General features: G+C 68.7%; 14 protein-coding genes. 5 read left to right on the forward strand and 9 right to left on the reverse strand.

All coding sequences use genetic code 11. The features are described 5' to 3' along the window. The first annotated feature begins 9 nt into the window (after positions 1-9). On the forward strand, positions 10-696 hold the full coding sequence (locus DFQ59_RS00385) for an MBL fold metallo-hydrolase (protein WP_114277689.1): 687 nt from the start codon (positions 10-12) through the stop codon (positions 694-696). Between the two features lie 155 nt (positions 697-851). Here the strand turns inward: DFQ59_RS00385 and DFQ59_RS00390 are convergent, their stop codons facing one another. The 4 genes from DFQ59_RS00390 to DFQ59_RS00405 all read right to left on the reverse strand — a co-directional run bounded on the left by DFQ59_RS00390 (position 852) and on the right by DFQ59_RS00405 (position 3,658). After that, positions 852-1,628 (reverse strand): endonuclease/exonuclease/phosphatase family protein, encoded by a 777-nt coding sequence (locus DFQ59_RS00390; RefSeq protein ID WP_114277690.1) that lies wholly within the window; start codon positions 1,626-1,628, stop codon positions 852-854. 175 nt (positions 1,629-1,803) lie between these two features. Continuing rightward, positions 1,804-2,442, reverse strand: a complete 639-nt coding sequence (locus DFQ59_RS00395; RefSeq protein WP_114277691.1) for a thiol:disulfide interchange protein DsbA/DsbL — start codon at positions 2,440-2,442, stop codon at positions 1,804-1,806. Between the two features lie 263 nt (positions 2,443-2,705). Beyond that, positions 2,706-3,308: a c-type cytochrome gene (locus DFQ59_RS00400; protein ID WP_114278447.1), complete on the reverse strand. Its 603-nt coding sequence runs from the start codon at positions 3,306-3,308 to the stop codon at positions 2,706-2,708. Positions 3,309-3,349: 41 nt separating this feature from the next. Then, the gene (locus tag DFQ59_RS00405; RefSeq protein WP_114277692.1) at positions 3,350-3,658 is read right to left on the reverse strand and encodes a c-type cytochrome; all 309 of its coding nucleotides are present in this window, start codon (positions 3,656-3,658) and stop codon (positions 3,350-3,352) included. 196 nt (positions 3,659-3,854) lie between these two features. On the opposite strand from DFQ59_RS00405, the gene yihA reads away from it, so the two are divergent. Further along, the gene (gene yihA, locus DFQ59_RS00410) at positions 3,855-4,493 is read left to right on the forward strand and encodes a ribosome biogenesis GTP-binding protein YihA/YsxC (protein WP_425450985.1); all 639 of its coding nucleotides are present in this window, start codon (positions 3,855-3,857) and stop codon (positions 4,491-4,493) included. 694 nt (positions 4,494-5,187) lie between these two features. On the opposite strand, the gene polA is transcribed toward yihA, so the two are convergent. Next, positions 5,188-7,899: a DNA polymerase I gene (polA, locus tag DFQ59_RS00415; protein ID WP_114277693.1), complete on the reverse strand. Its 2,712-nt coding sequence runs from the start codon at positions 7,897-7,899 to the stop codon at positions 5,188-5,190. 145 nt (positions 7,900-8,044) lie between these two features. Here polA and DFQ59_RS00420 point away from each other — a divergent pair, with 145 nt between their 5' ends. The 3 genes from DFQ59_RS00420 to DFQ59_RS00430 all read left to right on the forward strand — a co-directional run bounded on the left by DFQ59_RS00420 (position 8,045) and on the right by DFQ59_RS00430 (position 11,052). Next, positions 8,045-8,383, forward strand: coding sequence for a DUF2782 domain-containing protein (locus tag DFQ59_RS00420; RefSeq protein WP_114277694.1), 339 nt, complete (start codon positions 8,045-8,047; stop codon positions 8,381-8,383). A gap of 718 nt (positions 8,384-9,101) precedes the next feature. Next, positions 9,102-9,647 (forward strand): TRAP transporter small permease subunit, encoded by a 546-nt coding sequence (locus DFQ59_RS00425; protein WP_114277695.1) that lies wholly within the window; start codon positions 9,102-9,104, stop codon positions 9,645-9,647. A 13-nt stretch (positions 9,648-9,660) separates the two neighbouring features. Then, positions 9,661-11,052, forward strand: coding sequence for a TRAP transporter large permease (locus DFQ59_RS00430; RefSeq protein ID WP_211314774.1), 1,392 nt, complete (start codon positions 9,661-9,663; stop codon positions 11,050-11,052). A gap of 366 nt (positions 11,053-11,418) precedes the next feature. On the opposite strand, the gene DFQ59_RS00435 is transcribed toward DFQ59_RS00430, so the two are convergent. From DFQ59_RS00435 to DFQ59_RS00450, 4 genes are all read right to left on the reverse strand, one after another. Continuing rightward, entirely contained in the window at positions 11,419-12,501 is a 1,083-nt protein-coding gene (locus DFQ59_RS00435) for a TRAP transporter substrate-binding protein (protein WP_114277696.1), read from the reverse strand. A gap of 142 nt (positions 12,502-12,643) precedes the next feature. Continuing rightward, on the reverse strand, positions 12,644-14,818 hold the full coding sequence (gene uvrD / locus DFQ59_RS00440) for a DNA helicase II (RefSeq protein ID WP_114277697.1): 2,175 nt from the start codon (positions 14,816-14,818) through the stop codon (positions 12,644-12,646). A gap of 244 nt (positions 14,819-15,062) precedes the next feature. After that, on the reverse strand, positions 15,063-15,521 hold the full coding sequence (locus DFQ59_RS00445; RefSeq protein ID WP_114277698.1) for a hypothetical protein: 459 nt from the start codon (positions 15,519-15,521) through the stop codon (positions 15,063-15,065). Beyond that, positions 15,521-17,902, reverse strand: a complete 2,382-nt coding sequence (locus DFQ59_RS00450; RefSeq protein ID WP_147275134.1) for a DUF748 domain-containing protein — start codon at positions 17,900-17,902, stop codon at positions 15,521-15,523. Before DFQ59_RS00450 ends, DFQ59_RS00445 begins: the two co-directional genes overlap by 1 nt. Between the last annotated feature and the right edge of the window lie 122 nt (positions 17,903-18,024).

Below are 18,024 nucleotides of genomic sequence, written 5' to 3' on the forward strand. Positions count from 1 at the left end.
AGAAACGCCATGCTGTTCCGCCAGCTCTTCGATCGCGAATCCAGCACCTATACCTACCTGCTGGCCGGTGAGGACTCCACGGAGTGCCTGATCATCGACCCGGTGCGCGAGCAGCTGGAGCGGGATCTGCGGCTGATCCGGGAGCTGGGGCTGAAGCTGGTGCTGGCGGTGGACACCCACGTGCACGCGGATCACGTGACCGCGCTGGGGCCGCTGCAGGACGCCACCGGCTGCGCCACGGCCATGGGTGTGCAGAGCGCGGCGGAGGGCCTGTCGTGGCGCCTGCAGGACGGCCAGCGGCTGGAGGTCGCCGGCCTGGGGCTGACGGCCATATACACCCCGGGGCACACCGACTGCTCCTACTCGCTGCGACTGCCGGATCGGGTCTTCACGGGCGACACCCTGCTCATTCGCGGCTCGGGGCGGACGGACTTCCAGAACGGGGACGCGGGCCAGGCCTACGACAGCCTGTTCCGGAAGCTGCTGACGCTGCCGGAGGCGACCCTGGTCTACCCGGCGCACGACTATGACGGCATGACGGTGAGCACCATCGGCGAGGAGAGGCGCTGCAATCCCCGGCTGCAGGTCGCCTCGCGCGAGGAGTACGTGGCACTGATGAACGGACTGGAGCTGGACCCGCCGCGCCGGATTGACGAGGCGGTGCCGGCGAACCGGCGCCTGGGGCGGGCGGCTTGAGTACAGGGGATAAGGGATAAGGGATAAGGGATAAGGGATAAGGGATAAGGGATAAGGGATAAGGGATAAGGGATAAGGGATAAGGCGATTGTCGGTCTGCGGATGCAGGCTGTAAACCGGATCCCCCGCCCCGCGGGACGACAGCCTTCAGGCATTCAGGCGACGAGATGGACGTCGGCGGGAAGCTGGATCTCGGTGGCCACCGGCAGGTGGTCGGATAGGGTCTGGTTGAGCACGTGGACGCTCTTCACCACCAGGGACTCGGTCACCAGGATGTGGTCGATGCTGCGCTGGGGGTGCCAGCTGGGGAAGGTGTGCAGCTCGGGGCCGGCGGGCCGCAGGCGGGTCTTGGCGAGCGGACCCTTCTCCCCGTGCAGGCGCGGAAACTGGCAGTTGAGATCACCCATGACGATGACGTGCTCGAAATCCTCCACCACCTCGCGGATATAGTGCATCTGCTGGGTGCGCGCCCGCTTGCTCAGCGACAGGTGCATGACCACCAGGATGAGCGGGTTCTCGCGATCCCCGTAACGCACCACCAGCGCGCCGCGCCCGGGTATGAGGCCGGGCAGCTTGTGGTCCATCACGTCCCGCGGGCGGAACTTGCTGAGCAGGCCGTTGCTGTTCTGGGCCAGCTTGCCGAGGTTGCGGTTGATCTGCTGGCAGGTGAAGGGGAAACCCGCACGCTCGGCCAGGTACTCGAGCTGGTTGGTGAAGCCGGTGCGGATGCTGCCGGCATCCACCTCCTGCAGGGCGACCATGTCGAAGCCGCTGATGAGGCCGGCGATGCGATCCAGGTGGGCGAAGCGGGCGTGGTGGGGCAGCACATGCCGCCAGCCGCGGGTGAAGTAGTGGCGATAGCGCTCGGTGGGTATGCCCACCTGGATGTTGTAGGTGAGCAGCCGCAGGGTCTGGGGAATGTGTTCGGCCATCACCACTGTTCCAGGATTCAGCCCGGAGGCTGCCACGGACACAGGGGAAGCACCGCCCGCAGAACTGCGCGCCTGGACGGACTCGGTCGGCTGAACCACCCTGCCTCCCCCTGGGACCCTCTTAGGTGCCTGTCGGACTTGAGTCTGATCTACTGCGCCGGCGGGGCGTTGCGGATCACTTTGCCGCCCCGGTCTCCTTCTGCACCAGGAAATCCACCACCCGGAACATGCGCTCACGCCCCTCGGCGAGGGTGGCGCTGGTGCGGTACTTGCCGTTGACGATGATGGCCGGCACCCCATCGATGCCGTACTTCTTGGTTAAGGATAGCGCCCGCCGGTACTTGCTTTCCACCGTGAAGGAGTTGAACGCCTTGGTGAACTCCTCGGGATCGACGCCGTGCTCGGCGAAGAAGCCCTGGAGGGACTCCTCGGTGTTGAGATGGCGGTTCTGCTCGTGGATGGCGGCGAACAGCGGCTCGTGGATCCGGTCCAGCACGCCGAGCACCTCGGCGGTGTAGAAGGCGCGGGCGTGAATCCCCCAGCTCTGGCCGAGGATGGCGGGCATGCGCCGGAACTCCACGTTGTCGGGCTTGGTCGCCAGCCACGCCTGGATCTCGGGCTCGAGGTGGTAGCAGTGGGGACAGCCGTACCAGAACAGCTCCAGCACCTCCACCTTGTCGGGGTCGTCGGTGGCCTGGGCGGGAGTGACCAGCTGGTACTCGATGCCTTCGTCGAAGCTCTCGGCCCGGGCCACCTGGCTGAAGGCGAGAAGCGGCAGGAGCAGGGCGAGCAGGAATCGGGGCGTCTTGTTCATTTTCGTGCGTCTCTCTCCACGGGAATCCGGTGTGCCGGCGGCACGACGATACCCCTTGTTAGAGGAGGGGTGTCGGGAATCGTTCCAGCCGGAAGCCGGATACTAACCCAAACCACCGGTGCTGACCGCAAAGCGGCACGACCCCGTTGCGGGGCTTCCGCCGCGGCGTCCGCTGAACGCGGCTCCAGGCCGGGATTCGGGGCCGGAAAAACAAAGGGTGGCCCCCGGCCACCCTTTGCAGGTTCCTCAAACCGCCTGACCGCTTACTTCAGGCCGGCCATGTAGGAGGCCACGGCCTCGATCTCTGCGTCGGTGAGCTTCATGGCCACATCCCGCATCATGCCGTTGGGATCGTTGCCGCGCACACCGGCCCGGAAATCGTTGAGCTGCTTCTTCACGTAGTCGGGGTGCTGACCGCCGACCCGGGGGAACCTGGCCTGCGGCATGCCCAGGCCGCTGGCGCCGTGGCAGGCGGTGCAGGCCGCCACGCCGCTGGCGGGGTTGCCCTGGGTATAGATCTGCTCGCCCTGCTGCACCAGGTCGGGGTTCGCGGCGCCCGGGGCCTGGGTCTGGCTGGAGAAGTAGGCCGCCAGGTCCAGCACGTCCTGGTCGTTCAGGGGCGCGACCATGGCCGCCATGGTGGGATCGGTGCGGTTGCCCGCCCTGAAATCGGACAGCTGCTTGACCAGGTAGTCGTAGTGCTGCCCGGCCAGCTTCGGCCAGATGGGATTCACGCTGTTGCCGTCGGTCATGTGGCAGGCGACACAGGTGGCCGACTTGGTCTTCCCGGCGGTGGCGTCACCGGCGGCGTTGGCGCCTCCGGCCACGATCAGGCCCGCCAGAGCGAGCAGGGTAAGTTTCTTCATCATTGCCCCGAACCTTGCAGTTGAATTAAAGCCCGTCCGGCTTACTGGGACTGGCTCACCATGTAGTCGACGGCAGCCATCAGGTCCTCGTCGGTGCAGTCACCGCAGGTACCGCGCGGCACCATGGCGGTGCCGGGCTTGCCGTTGAGCGCAACGCCGTGGAGCACGTCCATGCCCTGGGCGATACGCGGAGCCCACGCGGCCTTGTCGCCGAGCTTGGGCGCACCGGCCACACCGGCGGCATGGCAGGTCTGGCACACCTTGTCGTAAACCGCCTTCCCGTCGGCCGCGACGGCGGTCAGGGAAAGGCTCATGAGACCGGCGGCAGCCAGGATCGCGAACTTCTTCATAGCGGTAATCCTCCAAATTCTCCCGGTGCGTGCCGTCGTAGCCCGCTGTTGTTGTCGTTACCGGGACAGGGTTAAATGGTAAACTCCTGTAAACCGATAAAAAATGGCTGACTTTTATACCAAGTGGCCACGACCGGGTCAACTTGGAGCCGGTCCGGATTGATTCTCCTCATTGACACGGAAGCCCCTGAACCCAATGCCCCTGAACCCCTTCCGCCAGGCCCGGTTCCTGCTCAGCGCCGCCCAGTTGCGCCAGCTGCCGCCCGACAGCGGCGCCGAGGTGGCCTTCGCCGGCCGCTCCAACGCCGGCAAGTCGAGCGCGCTGAACGTCATCACCGGCCTCAACAGCCTCGCCCGCATCAGCAAGACCCCGGGCCGGACCCAGCACATCAACCTGTTCGAGATCGATGCGGAGCGCCGCCTCGTGGACCTGCCCGGCTACGGCTATGCCAAGGTGCCCGAGGCGATGAAAATCCGCTGGGGCCAGACCATGGCCCGCTACCTGGAGACCCGGCAGTGCCTGCGGGGGCTGTTCCTGATGATGGACATCCGCCACCCGTTCAAGCCGTTCGACCAGCAGATGCTCGAATGGTGCCGCGCCCGCGGCATGGCGGTGCATATCCTGCTGACCAAGTCCGACAAGCTGAAGCGCGGTCCCGCGACCACCGCCCTGCAGGCCGTGCGCAGGACCCTGAAGGCGGAGGCGATGCCGGCCACGGCGCAGCTCTTCTCGGCCCTGAAGCTGACCGGGGTGGAGGAAGCCCGCCTGCAGCTGGCCGAATGGCTCGGGATCGAACCGGAAGCCGGCCCGCGGGAGAACGCCGGCGGAGCCTGATGCATAACCCAATACTTATCTATCAAGAGGCGAAGATAAGGATTGCGCAAACGCCGGACAAAAAAAGACCCCGGTGAGGTCTTGGGGGGGAGGTCCGGGGTCAAGGGCAACCCGGCTTAGGGAGGCCGGGTGGGGTTTCCCGCTCAGGGAGGGAGCAGCGGGAAGCGCGTCACATTGCACACACAGTGAGATAGACCGATAGGTCAGTGCAAAAGTTCCTGCACCGGATGAAATTTTTTAACGGGCGATTTGGTTCTTTTTAATCAGCGGGTTGGCGCGGAGCCGCGGAAAGGGGCGCGAGAGTTACCGATAGCGTGTTCCGTGTTCCGTGTTCCGTGTTCCGTGTTCCGTGTTCCGTGTTCCGTGTTCCGTGTTCCGTGTTCCGTGTTCCGTGTTCCGTGTTCGTCAAGAGCGTCCCGGGAAATCAAGAGCCCGCGCAACCGCATCACTCATCACTCATCACTCATCACTCATCACTCATCACTCATCACTCATCACTCATCACTCATCACGGTGACGAGGAACTGACAACACCCGTACCTGGCGGAGACGCCGCCCCCCTCCCGCAAGGGGAGGGGGAGCAGGCCGTGCGGCCTCTCCACGCACTCACGCACTCACGCACTCACGCACTCACGCATTCACGCATTCACGCATTCACGCATTCACGCATTCACGCACTCACGCAATCACGCAATCAATGCGCCTCGTCCCAGTTGGCGCCGATGCCTATCTCCACCAGCAGGGGCACCTCCAGCTCGGCGGCGCCGGTCATGCACTCACGCACCGCTTCGCCGACGGCGTCGATGTCCCCCTCCCCCACTTCGAAGACGAGCTCGTCGTGCACCTGCATGATCATGCGGGCGTCCACGCCGGGGTTCTCCTGCAGCCAGGCATCGCAGCGGATCATGGCGCGCTTGATGATGTCCGCGGCGGTGCCCTGCATGGGGGCGTTGATGGCGGTGCGCTCGGCCGCCTTGCGCCGCTGCAGGTTGCGGGAGTTCACGTCCGGCACGTAGAGACGGCGCCCGGACAGGGTCTCCACGAAGCCCTGCTCCCGGGCCGCGGCACGGGTGCGCTCCATGAACTCCAGCACCCCGGGGTAGCGGGCGAAGTACTGGTCCATGTAGGTCTGGGCGGCGGCCCGGTCGATGCCGAGCTGGCGCGCCAGGCCGAAGGCTGACATGCCGTAGATGAGGCCGAAGTTGATGGCCTTGGCGCTGCGGCGCTGCTCGCCGGTGACCTGGTCGAGCGGCGTGCCGAAGATCTCCGCGGCGGTGGCCTGGTGCACGTCCAGCCCCTGGCCGAAAGCGTCCAGCAGCCCGGGGTCGCGGGAGAGGTGGGCCATGATGCGCAGCTCGATCTGGGAGTAGTCCGCCGCCAGCAGCCGGCAGCCCGGCGGCGCCACGAAGGCCTGGCGGATGCGCCGCCCCTCCTCGGTCCGCACGGGGATGTTCTGCAGGTTGGGATCGGAGCTGGAGAGCCGGCCGGTGGCCGCCACCGCCTGGTGGTAGGAGGTGTGCACCCGGCCGGTGACCGGGTTGACCTGCTCGGGCAGCCGATCGGTGTAGGTGGAGCGCAGCTTGCTCAGCCCCCGGTGCTCGAGGATGAGCCGGGGCAGGGGGAAGTCGAGCGCCAGGTCCTGCAGCACCGACTCGGCGGTGGAGGGCTGGCCCTTGGGGGTCTTGGCCAGCACCGGCAGGCCCAGCTTGCCGAACAGGATCTCCTGGATCTGCTTCGGGGAGCCCAGGTTGAAGGGCTGGCCGGCGGCGGCGCAGGCGGCCTCCTCGAGCTCGTGGATGCGACGGGCCAGCTGGTGGCTCTGGGACCGGAGCATCTCCACGTCCACCAGCACGCCGGTGCGCTCCATGCGCGAGAGCACGGGCACCAGGGGCATCTCCACCTCGTGGAACAGCCGCACCAGCGCCGGCACCTCCTCGAGCCGCGGCCACAGGTTGCGGTGCAGCTGCAGGGTGACATCGGCATCCTCGGCGGCGTAGGGGCCGGCGGTCTCCAGGGGCACCTGGTCGAAGGTGATCTGCTTCGCCCCCTTGCCGGCCACGTCCTCGTAGTGGATGGTGCGCCGGCCCAGGTACTTCAGCGCCAGGGTGTCCATGTCGTGGCGGTTCTGGGCGCTGTCGAGCACGTAGCTCTCCAGCATGGTGTCGCAGGCCACGCCGCGCAGCCGGATGCCGTGGTTGGCCAGCACGCTCATGTCGTACTTGAGGTTGTGGCCGAGCTTGGCCCGCCCGGGGTCCTCCAGCAGCGGCCGCAGACGCTCCAGCACCGCCTCGCGGTCGAGTTGCGCCGGCGCCCCGGGGTAGGCGTGGGCGAGCGGCACGTAGGCGGCCTCCCCCGGCTCCACGCTGAAGGAGACCCCGACGATCCGCGCCTCCATGTAGGCGAGGCTGGTGGTCTCGGTGTCGAAGGCGAACAGCTCCGCCGCCTCCAGCCGCGCCAGCCAGGCCTCCAGCGCCGACTCCTCGAGCACCAGGTCGTAGACGGGCGCCTCCGTCCCCTCCCCGCCGGCGCTCTCCCCGCCCCCGTCCGCCTCCAGCAGCTCCGCGAGCCAGGACTTGAACTCCATGCGCCGGAACCACTCGATGAGCGTCTCGCGGTCGGGTTCGCCCAGGCGGAGCGCTTCCGGGTCCTCGGGCAGCTCCAGGTCGACGCGGATGGTGGCGAGCCGGCGGGAGAGGGGCAGCCGCTCCAGGCTCGCGCAGAGGTTCTCGCCGGCCTTGCCCTTGATCTCCGCGGCGTGCTCGACGATGCCGTCCAGGCTGCCGTACTCGGTGAGCCACTTCACCGCCGTCTTCGGCCCCACCTTGGGCACGCCGGGGATGTTGTCGGAGGTGTCGCCCACCAGGGCCAGGAAGTCGATGATCCGCTCCGGCGGCACCCCGAACTTCTCCTCCACCCCGGCCCGGTCCAGCACGGTGTTGGACATGGTGTTCACCAGGGTGACGTGGTCGTTCACCAGCTGGGCCATGTCCTTGTCGCCGGTGGAGATGACCACCGGCTGCCCCGCGGCCGCGGCCCGGGCGGCGAGGGTGCCGATGACGTCGTCGGCCTCCACGCCCGGCTCCACCAGCAGCGGCAGCCCCAGCGCCCGCACGATGGCGTGCAGCGGCTCCACCTGGGAGGCCAGTTCATCGGGCATGGGCGGCCGGTTGGCCTTGTACTCGGCGAACAGCTCGTCGCGGAAGGTCTTGCCCCTGGCGTCGAACACCACCGCCATCCGCTCCGGCGCGTAGTCGGCCAGCAGCCGGCGCAGCATGTTCACCACCCCGTAGACGGCGCCGGTGGGCTCGCCGCGGGAGTTGGTCAATGCCGGCAGGGCGTGGAACGCGCGGTAGAGGTAGGAGGATCCGTCCACCAGGACGAGGGGTCTGGTCTTGTTTTCGGTCATGGAGTCGCCGCGTTCGGACCGGTATCAGGCTTTCGCCTTTTCGCCGGGGTTGTCTTATGATGGCTGCAGAGGTGCCGGGCCGTTCTCCAGCCGTCGCGGGAGCCGGGCCGCGGCCCATCGGTTAAACGAGATGAAAGGATACACCATGCGCCGAATGGTCTTCGCCCTGTGCCTTGGCGCGCTGCCGCTGATCGCGGCCGCGCAGAATCCCCCCGAGCCCACCCTGGTGGAGCCGCCGCCCACGCCCGCGCCCATCCAGACCGGCGAGGCGCTGGAGCCGGAGGTGACCATCATCCCCGGTGAGCGCGAAACCATCCAGGAGTACCGCGTCAACGGCATGCTCTACATGATCAAGGTGGTGCCCAGCCGCGGACCGGCCTACTTCCTGGTGGACACCGACGGCGACGGCAACCTCGAGACGCGCCGCAACAACCTCGATCCGGGGCTGCTGATCCCGCGCTGGATCCTGCTGCGCTGGGACTGACGGCGCCCATTCCCGCGCCCGGCCCGGTCACGGCGGGCGCGCTACCCGCCGATCATCAAGCGCCCTGCCGCGGCGAACCACCGGGCAGCCCGGGCGCACGGCCGCTGCGCATTGCCGCGACCGGAGCATCCCGCGACCACACCTCGTCCGCCAGGCCGGCCAGCCCGGGATGAAGGACCGTGCCGTGCCCCTTCCCGATCCGGCCAGGTCCTGAAGGTTCCCCGCGGGCGGCACCGGTATGCGAACCGCGTCACACAGATGACCGGGATCGGGCCCCACTTGCGCTCCGCTGTTACAGTCCGGTTTCAGTTTCCACGCCTAACCCCATGCCGGGGGTGGCCCTTTCCGGCTTATCCACACAAGCTGTGGATAACTTTGTGGATGAAATCTGGAAAATGGACCTAAACCGCCCGTACAGCAGTCTTCCGCTCAGATTGGCGAGAAATTAATCACCGCCCTGTCGCACAGGAAATCAAGCAGTTACTGAATATAATGATTAGCTGATGTTCTGGGCCCATCAAATCGGCCATGACCCGCCCCTGGCCGCCGGATTGTGCATAAGTCCACCGTCCCGGCCTCGCCGGAGGCCCCGGCAACTTGGAAATATCCCTAAAATTTTCTGTAAAATCCGCGATATGGAGATGCCGCCGGTAGTGCAGGGGCGAGCGTCTTTCTGCAATAATGGGAAAATTTCCCAATAAAGACTGCTGGAGGCGGGATGGAACAAGCTCCCGGTGCCGGACCGGCGCGCATCGTCGGACTGGTGAATGGCCTGAGCGAAAGGGTCGGACGCGCCATGTCCTGGCTGACCCTGGCCATGGTGTTGGTGACGTTCGTGGTGGTAATCCTGCGCTACCTGTTCAACATCGGCTGGATCGCCATGCAGGAAACCGTCACCTGGATGCACGCCCTGGTGTTCATGCTCGGCGCGGCCTACACCCTGCAGCACGACGGCCACGTGCGGGTCGACATCTTCTACCGCGGCGCGAGCCGCCGCACCAAGGCCTGGGTCGATCTGCTCGGCACGCTGCTGCTGCTGCTGCCCGTCTGCATCTACATCGGCTGGTTCAGCTGGGGCTACGTGGCCAACTCCTGGGCGGTGCAGGAAGCCTCCCAGGAGACCGGCGGGCTGCCGGGACTCTATCTCCTCAAGAGCTCCATGCTGGTCATGGCGGGGCTGCTGATCCTGCAGGGGCTGGCACAGGCACTCACCAGCCTGCTGGTGCTCATGGGCCGCGCGCCGGCCGAAGACGAGGGGGACTGAAGCCATGCTGGTAATGGAAATGATGTCCCTGCTGCTGTTCATCGCCGTGTGCCTGGTGCTGCTGGCCGGGTTCCCGGTGGCCTTCTCCCTGGCCGGAACGGCGCTCGGCTTCGCCTTTATCGGGCAACTCACCGGCACCTTCGACGCCGCCTTCCTGGAGGCCATACCCAACCGCCTGTTCGGCATCATGACCAACGAGACGCTCATCGCCGTGCCGCTGTTCGTCTTCATGGGGGTCATGCTGGAGCGATCGAAGGTGGCCGAGCAGCTGCTCGACACCATGGCGCTGCTGTTCGGCCCCCTGCGCGGCGGGCTGGGCATCTCGGTGATGATCGTGGGCATGCTGCTGGCGGCCAGCACCGGCATCGTGGGCGCCACGGTGGTGACCATGGGCCTGCTGTCGCTGCCCACCATGATCAAGCGCGGCTACGACCCCAAGGTGGCCACCGGCGCCATCTGCGCCTCCGGCACCCTGGGCCAGATCATCCCCCCCTCCATCGTGCTGGTGCTGCTCGGCGACGTGATGTCCTCCGCCTACCAGCAGGCGCAGCTCAACATGGGGATCTTCTCGCCGGAAACGGTGTCGGTGGGCGACCTGTTCGTGGGCGCCCTGCTCCCGGGCCTGCTGCTGGTGGGCATGTACATCCTCTACATCATCGGTGTGGCCATCTTCAAGCCCCAGGCGGTACCGCCCATCCCGGCCGCGGAGCGCGCCGAGCTCAACCGCAGGGAACTCTTCATCCGCGCCCTCAAGGTGCTGGTGCCGCCGCTGTTCCTCATCGTCGCGGTGCTCGGCTCCATCATGGGCATCGGCATCCAGGCCACCCCGACCGAGGCCGCCGGCGTGGGCGCCGTGGGCGCCATCATCCTGGCCCTGGCCCAGCGCCAGTTCAGCCTGGCCATCCTGCGGGAGGTGATGCGCACCACCGTGCAGGTGAGCAGCATGGTGTTCATGATCCTCATCGGCGCCGCGGTCTTCTCCCTGGTGTTCCGCGGCTTCGGCGGTGACGAGGTGGTGGCGGAAATACTCCACAACCTGCCCGGCGGCGTGTTCGGGGCGGTGCTGGTGGTGATGCTCGTGATGTTCCTGCTGGGGTTCATCCTCGATTTCATCGAAATCACCTTCGTGGTGGTGCCCATCGTGGGGCCCATCCTGCTGGCCATGGATCTGAACCCGGTGTGGCTGGGCGTCATGATCGCCATGAACCTGCAGACCTCCTTCCTCACCCCGCCGTTCGGCTTCTCGCTCTTCTACCTGCGCGGGGTGGCGCCGCCCACCATCACCACCATGCAGATCTACCGCGGCGTCATGCCCTTCATCGCCATCCAGATCCTGGCCCTGTCGCTGCTCGCCCTCTGGCCGCAGCTGGCCACCTGGCTGCCGAAGGTGGTCTACGGCGGCTAGCCCGGCGGTTGTCGTATGCCGATCGGATGCAGAGGGGCCTTCGGGCCCCTTCGCTTTCGGTACAGGGCAAAAGGGATAAGGGATAGGGATAGTAGGTGCGGATTCATCCGCACAGCGGCGCCGGATTCGCCGCCCTGCCCGGCCGGATAAATCCGGCCCTACATGCACTCACGCATTCACGCACTCACGCACTCACGCACTCACGCACTCACGCATTCACGCATTCACGCACTCACGGAACACGGAACACGGAACACGGAACACGGAACACGGAACACCGAATATCCTGTCAATCCTGTCGATTCACATGCACAAAAAAGCCCGGCGGGGTCGCCCCCGCCGGGCCCTGTTCGGCGCGCGGGCGCCTTACAGCATGCGGGCGTTGAGGTAGGCGCGCTCGGAGACGTTGTGCCAGGCCACGGCCTCGTCGCGGAACTTCACGAACGAATCGTAGACCTTCTTCGAGACGGGGTCCTTCGCGGCCACCTCGGCCACCACCTCGTCGGAGAGATCCTTGAGCTTCTTCAGCACCTCGTCCGGGAACGGACGCAGGTCCACCTTGTGCTCGTTCACCAGGGTCTGCAGGGCCTGGTTGTTGCGGGCGGTGAAGTCGGCCAGCATGTCCTGGTTGGCCACCTTGATGGCGTTGGTGACCACGGCCTGCAGGTCCTTCGGCAGCGCCTCGAGGGCGGCCTTGTTGACGAAGCACTCCAGGGTGGTGCCCGGCTCGTGCCAGCCCGGATAGTAGTAGTGCTTGGCCGCCTTGTAGAGGCCGAAGGCCAGATCGTTGTAGGGGCCCACCCACTCGGTGGCGTCGATGGCGCCGGAGGTGAGCGCCTGGAAGATCTCGCCGCCCGGCAGGCTCACGGGGGTGCCGCCGGCGCGGGCCAGCACTTCGCCACCGAGACCGGGAATGCGCATCTTCAGACCCTTCAGGTCATCGACGCTGTTGATCTGCTTGTTGAACCAGCCGCCCATCTGCACACCGGTGTTGCCGGCCGCGCCGGGCACCAGGCCGAAGGGGGCGTAGACCTCGTTCCACAGCTCCATGCCGCCGCCGTGGTAGAGCCAGCCGTTCATCTCCTGGGCGGTGAGGCCGAAGGGCACGGCGGCGAAGAACTGGGCCGCCTCGCTCTTGCCCTTCCAGTAGTAGGCGGCGCCGTGGCCCATCTCGGCGGTGCCCTTGGAAACGGCATCGAAGATCTCGAACGCCGGCACCAGCTCGCCCGCGCCGTAGACCTTGACCTCGATGCGCCCGCCGCTCATCTCGGTGATGAGCTGGGCGAGGAAGTTGGCACCGGTACCCAGGCCCGGGAAGTTCTTGGGCCAGGTGGTGACCATCTTCCACTGGACCTTGGTCTGGGCGTGTACGGCGGGCGCACCCACCACGGCTGTCCCGGCGACCAGGGAGCCGGCACCAAGGGTCTTGACGAAATCCCGACGTTTCATGCGTCCTCCTTGCTTCTGGAATTGTTTCTTATAGGGTGTGGGGTTGTCTGAGCAACAGACTCGGGTTATCGGAACACATCCGGATGATACCCGTCCAGCGCAAAACTTTTAAAGTTTGTACCATGATCGCGAATAACGCGAATCAGACCGCCTCCAGCCGCGCATAGGCGGCCACCAGCCACTTGGAGCCCGCCGCCTCGAAGTTCACCTGCACCCGCGCCTGGGTGCCCTGGCCCTCGCAGCCGAGCACCACGCCCTCGCCGAACTTGGGGTGGCGCACCCGCTGGCCGAGACGGTAGCCGCTACCGGCCGCCTCCACCGCGGCCAGACCGCCGCGGGAGCCGGAGTGGCCGAGCGGCATCGACACGCTCCCGCCCAGGCGCACCTCGTCCAGGTACTCCCGCGGAATCTCGCCGATGAAGCGCGAAGGCACGGCGTAGAGGTCGCGCCCGTGCAGGCGCCGGTTCTCGGCGTAGGTGAGGCAGAGCCGCTCCATGGCGCGGGTCATGCCCACGTAGCACAGGCGCCGCTCCTCCTCCAGCCGCCCCGGCTCGTTGACCGACATCTGGTGGGGAAACAGCCCCTCCTCCAGCCCCGCCAGGAACACCAGCGGAAACTCCAGCCCCTTGGCCGCGTGCAGGGTCATGAGCTGGACGCTGTCCTCGTGGGCGTCGGCCTGGCGCTCGCCCGCCTCCAGTGCGGCGTGGGCGAGGAACAGGCTGAGGATGTCGCCCTCGGCGCTCTCGCCGCCCTCGGCGTCCCAGTACTCCCGCGCCGCGCTCACCAGCTCGTCCAGGTTCTCCAGCCGCGCCTCGGCCTTGTTGCCCTCCTTCTCATAGTGGGGGCGCAGGCCGCTGGACTCGATCACCGCCTCCACCCGCTCGTGCAGGGGCAGCCCGGGCCCGTTGGCGGCCATGCCCTCCACCAGGTCGAGAAAGCCGTCCAGGGCGTTGAGGGCGCGACCGGGCAGAAGCCGCTCGGCACCGACCGCGCGGGCGGCCTGCCACAGGGAGACGCCGCGCTCCCGGGCGAGCTGGCGCAGCTGCTGCACGGTGCGCTCGCCGATGCCGCGGGTGGGCAGGTTCACCACCCGCTCGAAGGCCGCGTCGTCGTCCCGGTTGGCCGCCAGGCGCAGGTAGGCCAGGGCGTCCTTGATCTCGGCGCGCTCGAAGAAGCGCAGCCCGCCGTAGACCCGGTAGGGTATGCGCTCGCGCAGCAGCGCCTCCTCCAGCACGCGGGACTGGGCGTTGGAGCGGTAGAGGATGGCCACCTCGGAGCGGGCGCGGCCCTCGGCCACCCAGCCGGCGATGGTCTCCACCACGAAGCGCGCCTCCTCCAGCTCGTTGAAGGCGGCGTAGAGGCGGATGCGCTCGCCCTCGCGCCCCTCGGTCCAGAGGTTCTTGCCCAGGCGGCCGAAGTTGTGGGCGATGAGGGCGTTGGCGGCGTCGAGGATGGTGCCGGTGGAGCGGTAGTTCTGCTCCAGGCGCACCACCCGGGTGCCGGGGAAGTCGCGCTCGAAGTGCTGCATGTTCTCAATGCGCGCCCCGCGCCAGCTGTAGATGGACTGGTCGTCGTCGCCCACCGCGAACATCCGGCCGCTGTCCCCGGCCAGCAGCCGCAGCCAGGCGTACTGGATGGCGTTGGTGTCCTGGAACTCGTCCACCAGGATATGGCGGAAACGCTCCTGGTAGTGGCGCAGCAGGGCGGGGTTGTTGAGCCACAGCTCGTGGGCGCGCAGCAGCAGCTCGGCGAAATCCACCAGCCCGCCGCGGGCGCAGGCGGCCTCGTAGGCGGCGTAGACCCGGCCCATCTGCTCCTGCCAGGGATCGCCCAGGCTCTGCAGGTGATCCGGGCGCAGACCCTCGTCCTTGCGGGCGTTGATGAAGCTCTGCACCTGGCGCGGCGGCCAGCGGCCCTCGTCGAGCGCCAGCTCGCGCAGGGTGCGGCGGATGAGCCGGTACTGGTCGTCGGCGTCGAGGATCTGGAACCCCTGGGGCAGTCCCGCCTCCTGCCAGTGCAGCCGCAGCAGCCGGTGGGCCAGCCCGTGGAAGGTGCCGATCCACATGCCGCTGCCGGGCATCTCCAGCTGCGCCTCCACCCGCCCGCGCATCTCCGCGGCGGCCTTGTTGGTGAAGGTCACCGCCAGGATGCCCCAGGGCGAGACATGTTCCACGCCGATGAGCCAGGCGATGCGCTGGGTGAGCACCCGGGTCTTGCCGCTGCCGGCGCCGGCCAGCACCAGCACGTGCCCCTCCGGTGCGCACACCGCCTCGCGCTGGGCCGGGTTGAGGGAATCGATGATATGGGTCACGTCCATCCGCGGATCATATCAGAGCGGGGTGCCCAAATCGGGCGTTGTGAAGATGCATTTCATTAACCGCAGATTTGCATTATTTGCGTGAATTTTTCCTACTGCGAACCGGGCGCCAGGCCAGAAACCAGGCGTTGAACAAGCCTGAAAAGCCGGTATACCCGCGACTCCCTCCAGGCCGATAACAATCAACGCAAATCAACGTAAATCTGCGGTTGAACCGACTTTCCGGCGGCGGCGGGGAAAGGACTCAGATCCAGCGGCGGTTGCGGGCGAGGCCGTGGGCGGGGCTGGCCACGCCCCAGCGGCCGCCGGGCAGTTTGATGCGCTTGCCACAGCGGGGGCAGGTGGCCTCGGCGGGGGCGTGCTCGATGTCGGCGGCCCAGCCGTGGGCGATCACGATGTGCAGGTCGCGGCCGCCGGGCGGCGGGTCGCGCAGCAGGGTCACCGCGCCGATGCGCACGGTGATGTCTTCACGCCCACGGGGGTCGGGCACCGGCGCGTGGCAGTAGTCGCACGCCAGCGGCGCGCCGATCAGGTACTCGCGCACGTGGCGCAGGGCGTGGCGCAGCGCCGGCTTGTAGGTGCGCCCCAGCAGCACCTCCTCCGGCGGTTCGGGAATGCGCCACTCCCGCTCGTAGAGGGTGCGCGGCTCGCGCCGCTCCAGGGTGAGGCGCCGCCGCAGGCGCCAGTCGGCCCACCAGCCCATCAGCGCAACTCCAGCTCCACCCGGTCCGCCGTCCCCGGGTGCCCGCCCGTCTCCCCGCACAGCGCGATGCGCCCGGCGTCCAGCCCCCGCGCCACCAGGGCATCGCGCACGAGCGCGGCCCGGCGGGCCGCGAGCGCCGCGGGGTCGGGCGCGGCGGGCAACGCCGCCGCCGGATCTGCCGCATCCGCCGCCGGTGGGACGCCGTCACCACCCGCCGGCGGGACGGCCGTCGGCGGCGCCGGCACACGGGCCTCGCCGCACAGCAGCAACCCGGCGCGGGGATGCTCGCCGAGCCGCCCGGCCAGCTCCGCCAGGCGCAGGAAGCCCTCATCGGCGGGCGTCTCCGCTTCCGCCTCGAAGGCCAGCGGCGCCAGGCGCAGCCGCGCCAGCGGCGGACCGTCGGCCGGCTGCAGCGGCCCGAAGGCCGCCTCCAGCGCCGCCCGCAGGCCGCCGGTCACGCCCTCGGCCAGTCCCGCAGCGCCCGGACCGAGCACCAGGTCCAGCGGCAGCGCCGCCCGGCCGCCGCGATTCCGCACCAGGTCCAGAACCGCGGGCAGGTCGCGGCCGGCCGCTTCCGTGAAGGGCGCCGCCCCAGCAGACGCCCGCTCCGGTCCCGGCCCCTCCAGCCACGCCTCGCCCCGGATCGCCACCCCCCCCTCCGCCGGCGCCAGCGAGAAGGCGCCGCCGAGCCGCCCGCCGCCGCCCCCGTAGCCGAGATCGGGCACCAGGAGGGGATCGAGGTGCGCCGCCCCGACACTGTCGAGCCGGAGTGTGAGCGCCCACTCACCTGGTTCCGCGAAGGGTGCCAGGGTGCCGCCGAGGTAGAGCATGCCGGCGTCATCCACGCGGCCGCGCAGCTCCAGGCGGGCCGTGCCGGCGGCGGGATCCAGCCCGGTCAACAGCAGCCCCAGGTCGGTCAAGCCGGTCTCGAGACCGCCGACGGCCAGGCGCAGGCGGCTGCCGTCCCCCACCTCCACCACCTCCACCCGGACCGGTGGCGGGAGGGCGGCGCCCAGGCCCTGCAGGCGCCAGCCCCCGGCGCCGGTTCCCAGGGTCAGATCGGCGTCCGCCAGGCGGACCCGCGCCAGGGCGGGCGCTGCGCCGCTGGGCAGGAACAGCCCCTCCAGCTCCACGTTCCCGAGCCGTGCCGGAGTGGCCTGTCCCGGCTCCGTGGCGATGGCCTCCGGCAGGCGCATGCGGCCGATGCGCAGGCCGGCGCCGGCGGTTCCGGACAGGCCCCAGAAGCCGAGCGCTGCGGCTTCCACCCGGCCGCCGTCCCAGCTCAGCACCGGGTGTTCGAGGCGGCCGTCGCCGCGCACCGACCAGTCCGCCTCCGCCGAGACCGCGTCCAGCTCGCCCTCCCAGGCGAGGGACCCGGCCTCGAGGCCCACGCCGGTCCCGGCGTCGCGCAGGCGCAGCGGCGCCAGGCGGACCTGGCCCCGGGCCAGCGCCCACCACGCACCCTCACCGTCCAGCCGCAGCCGCAGGGTCCCCTCCCAGCGGCCGCCGCCGGCCGCGCTCCAGGCCGCGGTCTCCGCCTCCGCGCCGTCCAGGTCGAGGGCGCCGTCCAGCGACAGCTCCCACTCGCCGGCGTTGCGATCGAAGCGGGCCTCCAGGCTCCCGTCCAGGGCCAGCGCGCCCCGGGGCGGCGACCCGCCGGCCCCGGCCGCCTCCAGCCCCGGCACGGCGGCCAGCGGCAGCCCGACCACGCGGATGCCGCCCTTGAGCCCGGGGCGCCGGTTCAGGGGATCGGCCCGGCCCTCCGACTGCAGCCGCCCCTCGCCCAGGCGCAGGTTGAGGGAGTAGCGGGGCAGTGCGAACGCCGCCGGATCGAGGTGCTCCAGGTAGCCGTTCTCCAGGTGCAGGACCTGCCCGGATCCGGCCCCGGGCAGGTGGATATCGATGGCCGTCGCGGTGAGATTGGTCAGCACCGGCCAGGGCAGGGCGCGCCAGCGGGACAGGGGTTCACCGCCCACCAGCCACTCCCCGTCGCGCCGCTCCAGCCGCACCTGCCCGGTTCCGAGCGCCAGGCGGCTGAGGGCGGGCTCACCGGCCAGCAGCCGATCCCAGTCCAGCTGCAGGCTGCCGGTGGCCAGCTGCAGCAGCGGCGCCGATGCCGGCCCCACCCGCAGGCCGCTGACGGTGAAAGTGCCGCTGACGGGATCGAGCGCCACCTCGTCCACCGCCACGGGCTGGCCGGTGAAGCGCTCCAGCCCGTAGCGCAGCGCCTTGGGCAGCGCCAGCGGGAGGAGCGCGTAGCCGATGGCGGCCAGGGCCAGCAGCAGGAGCAGGAAGCGGAAGAAGCGCCACAGGGGCCCGGGACGTGCACGGCGCCGGCGGCGGCCGCTCTCGGGAATGAACCGGTCCTCGGGTCTGGGCATGAAGGCGTCGGGCAACGGGTGGCAGATAACGGGGGCCGGCGAACCAATGTCCCCGTGGCCCCCCGACGATGACAGCCCCAATCATAGGACAGTTGGGCGGTCGGAGCACAAACCTATCGGGG

The sequence above is a fragment of the Thioalbus denitrificans genome (genome assembly GCF_003337735.1).
Classification (GTDB): Bacteria; Pseudomonadota; Gammaproteobacteria; order DSM-26407; family DSM-26407; genus Thioalbus; species Thioalbus denitrificans.

Excerpts from the sequence above, each read along its gene's own strand:
- uvrD (WP_114277697.1), bottom strand. The coding sequence starts at position 14,818 with ATGGACGTGACCCATATCATCGATTCCCTCAACCCGGCCCAGCGCGAG.
- DFQ59_RS00445 (WP_114277698.1), bottom strand. The coding sequence starts at position 15,521 with ATGGGCTGGTGGGCCGACTGGCGCCTGCGGCGGCGCCTCACCCTGGAG.
- yihA (WP_425450985.1), top strand. The coding sequence starts at position 3,855 with ATGCCCCTGAACCCCTTCCGCCAGGCCCGGTTCCTGCTCAGCGCCGCC.
- polA (WP_114277693.1), bottom strand. The coding sequence starts at position 7,899 with ATGACCGAAAACAAGACCAGACCCCTCGTCCTGGTGGACGGATCCTCC.
- DFQ59_RS00420 (WP_114277694.1), top strand. The coding sequence starts at position 8,045 with ATGCGCCGAATGGTCTTCGCCCTGTGCCTTGGCGCGCTGCCGCTGATC.
- DFQ59_RS00385 (WP_114277689.1), top strand. The coding sequence starts at position 10 with ATGCTGTTCCGCCAGCTCTTCGATCGCGAATCCAGCACCTATACCTAC.
- DFQ59_RS00450 (WP_147275134.1), bottom strand. The coding sequence starts at position 17,902 with ATGCCCAGACCCGAGGACCGGTTCATTCCCGAGAGCGGCCGCCGCCGG.
- DFQ59_RS00435 (WP_114277696.1), bottom strand. The coding sequence starts at position 12,501 with ATGAAACGTCGGGATTTCGTCAAGACCCTTGGTGCCGGCTCCCTGGTC.
- DFQ59_RS00395 (WP_114277691.1), bottom strand. The coding sequence starts at position 2,442 with ATGAACAAGACGCCCCGATTCCTGCTCGCCCTGCTCCTGCCGCTTCTC.
- DFQ59_RS00400 (WP_114278447.1), bottom strand. The coding sequence starts at position 3,308 with ATGAAGAAACTTACCCTGCTCGCTCTGGCGGGCCTGATCGTGGCCGGA.
- DFQ59_RS00390 (WP_114277690.1), bottom strand. The coding sequence starts at position 1,628 with ATGGCCGAACACATTCCCCAGACCCTGCGGCTGCTCACCTACAACATC.
- DFQ59_RS00405 (WP_114277692.1), bottom strand. The coding sequence starts at position 3,658 with ATGAAGAAGTTCGCGATCCTGGCTGCCGCCGGTCTCATGAGCCTTTCC.
- DFQ59_RS00430 (WP_211314774.1), top strand. The coding sequence starts at position 9,661 with ATGGAAATGATGTCCCTGCTGCTGTTCATCGCCGTGTGCCTGGTGCTG.
- DFQ59_RS00425 (WP_114277695.1), top strand. The coding sequence starts at position 9,102 with ATGGAACAAGCTCCCGGTGCCGGACCGGCGCGCATCGTCGGACTGGTG.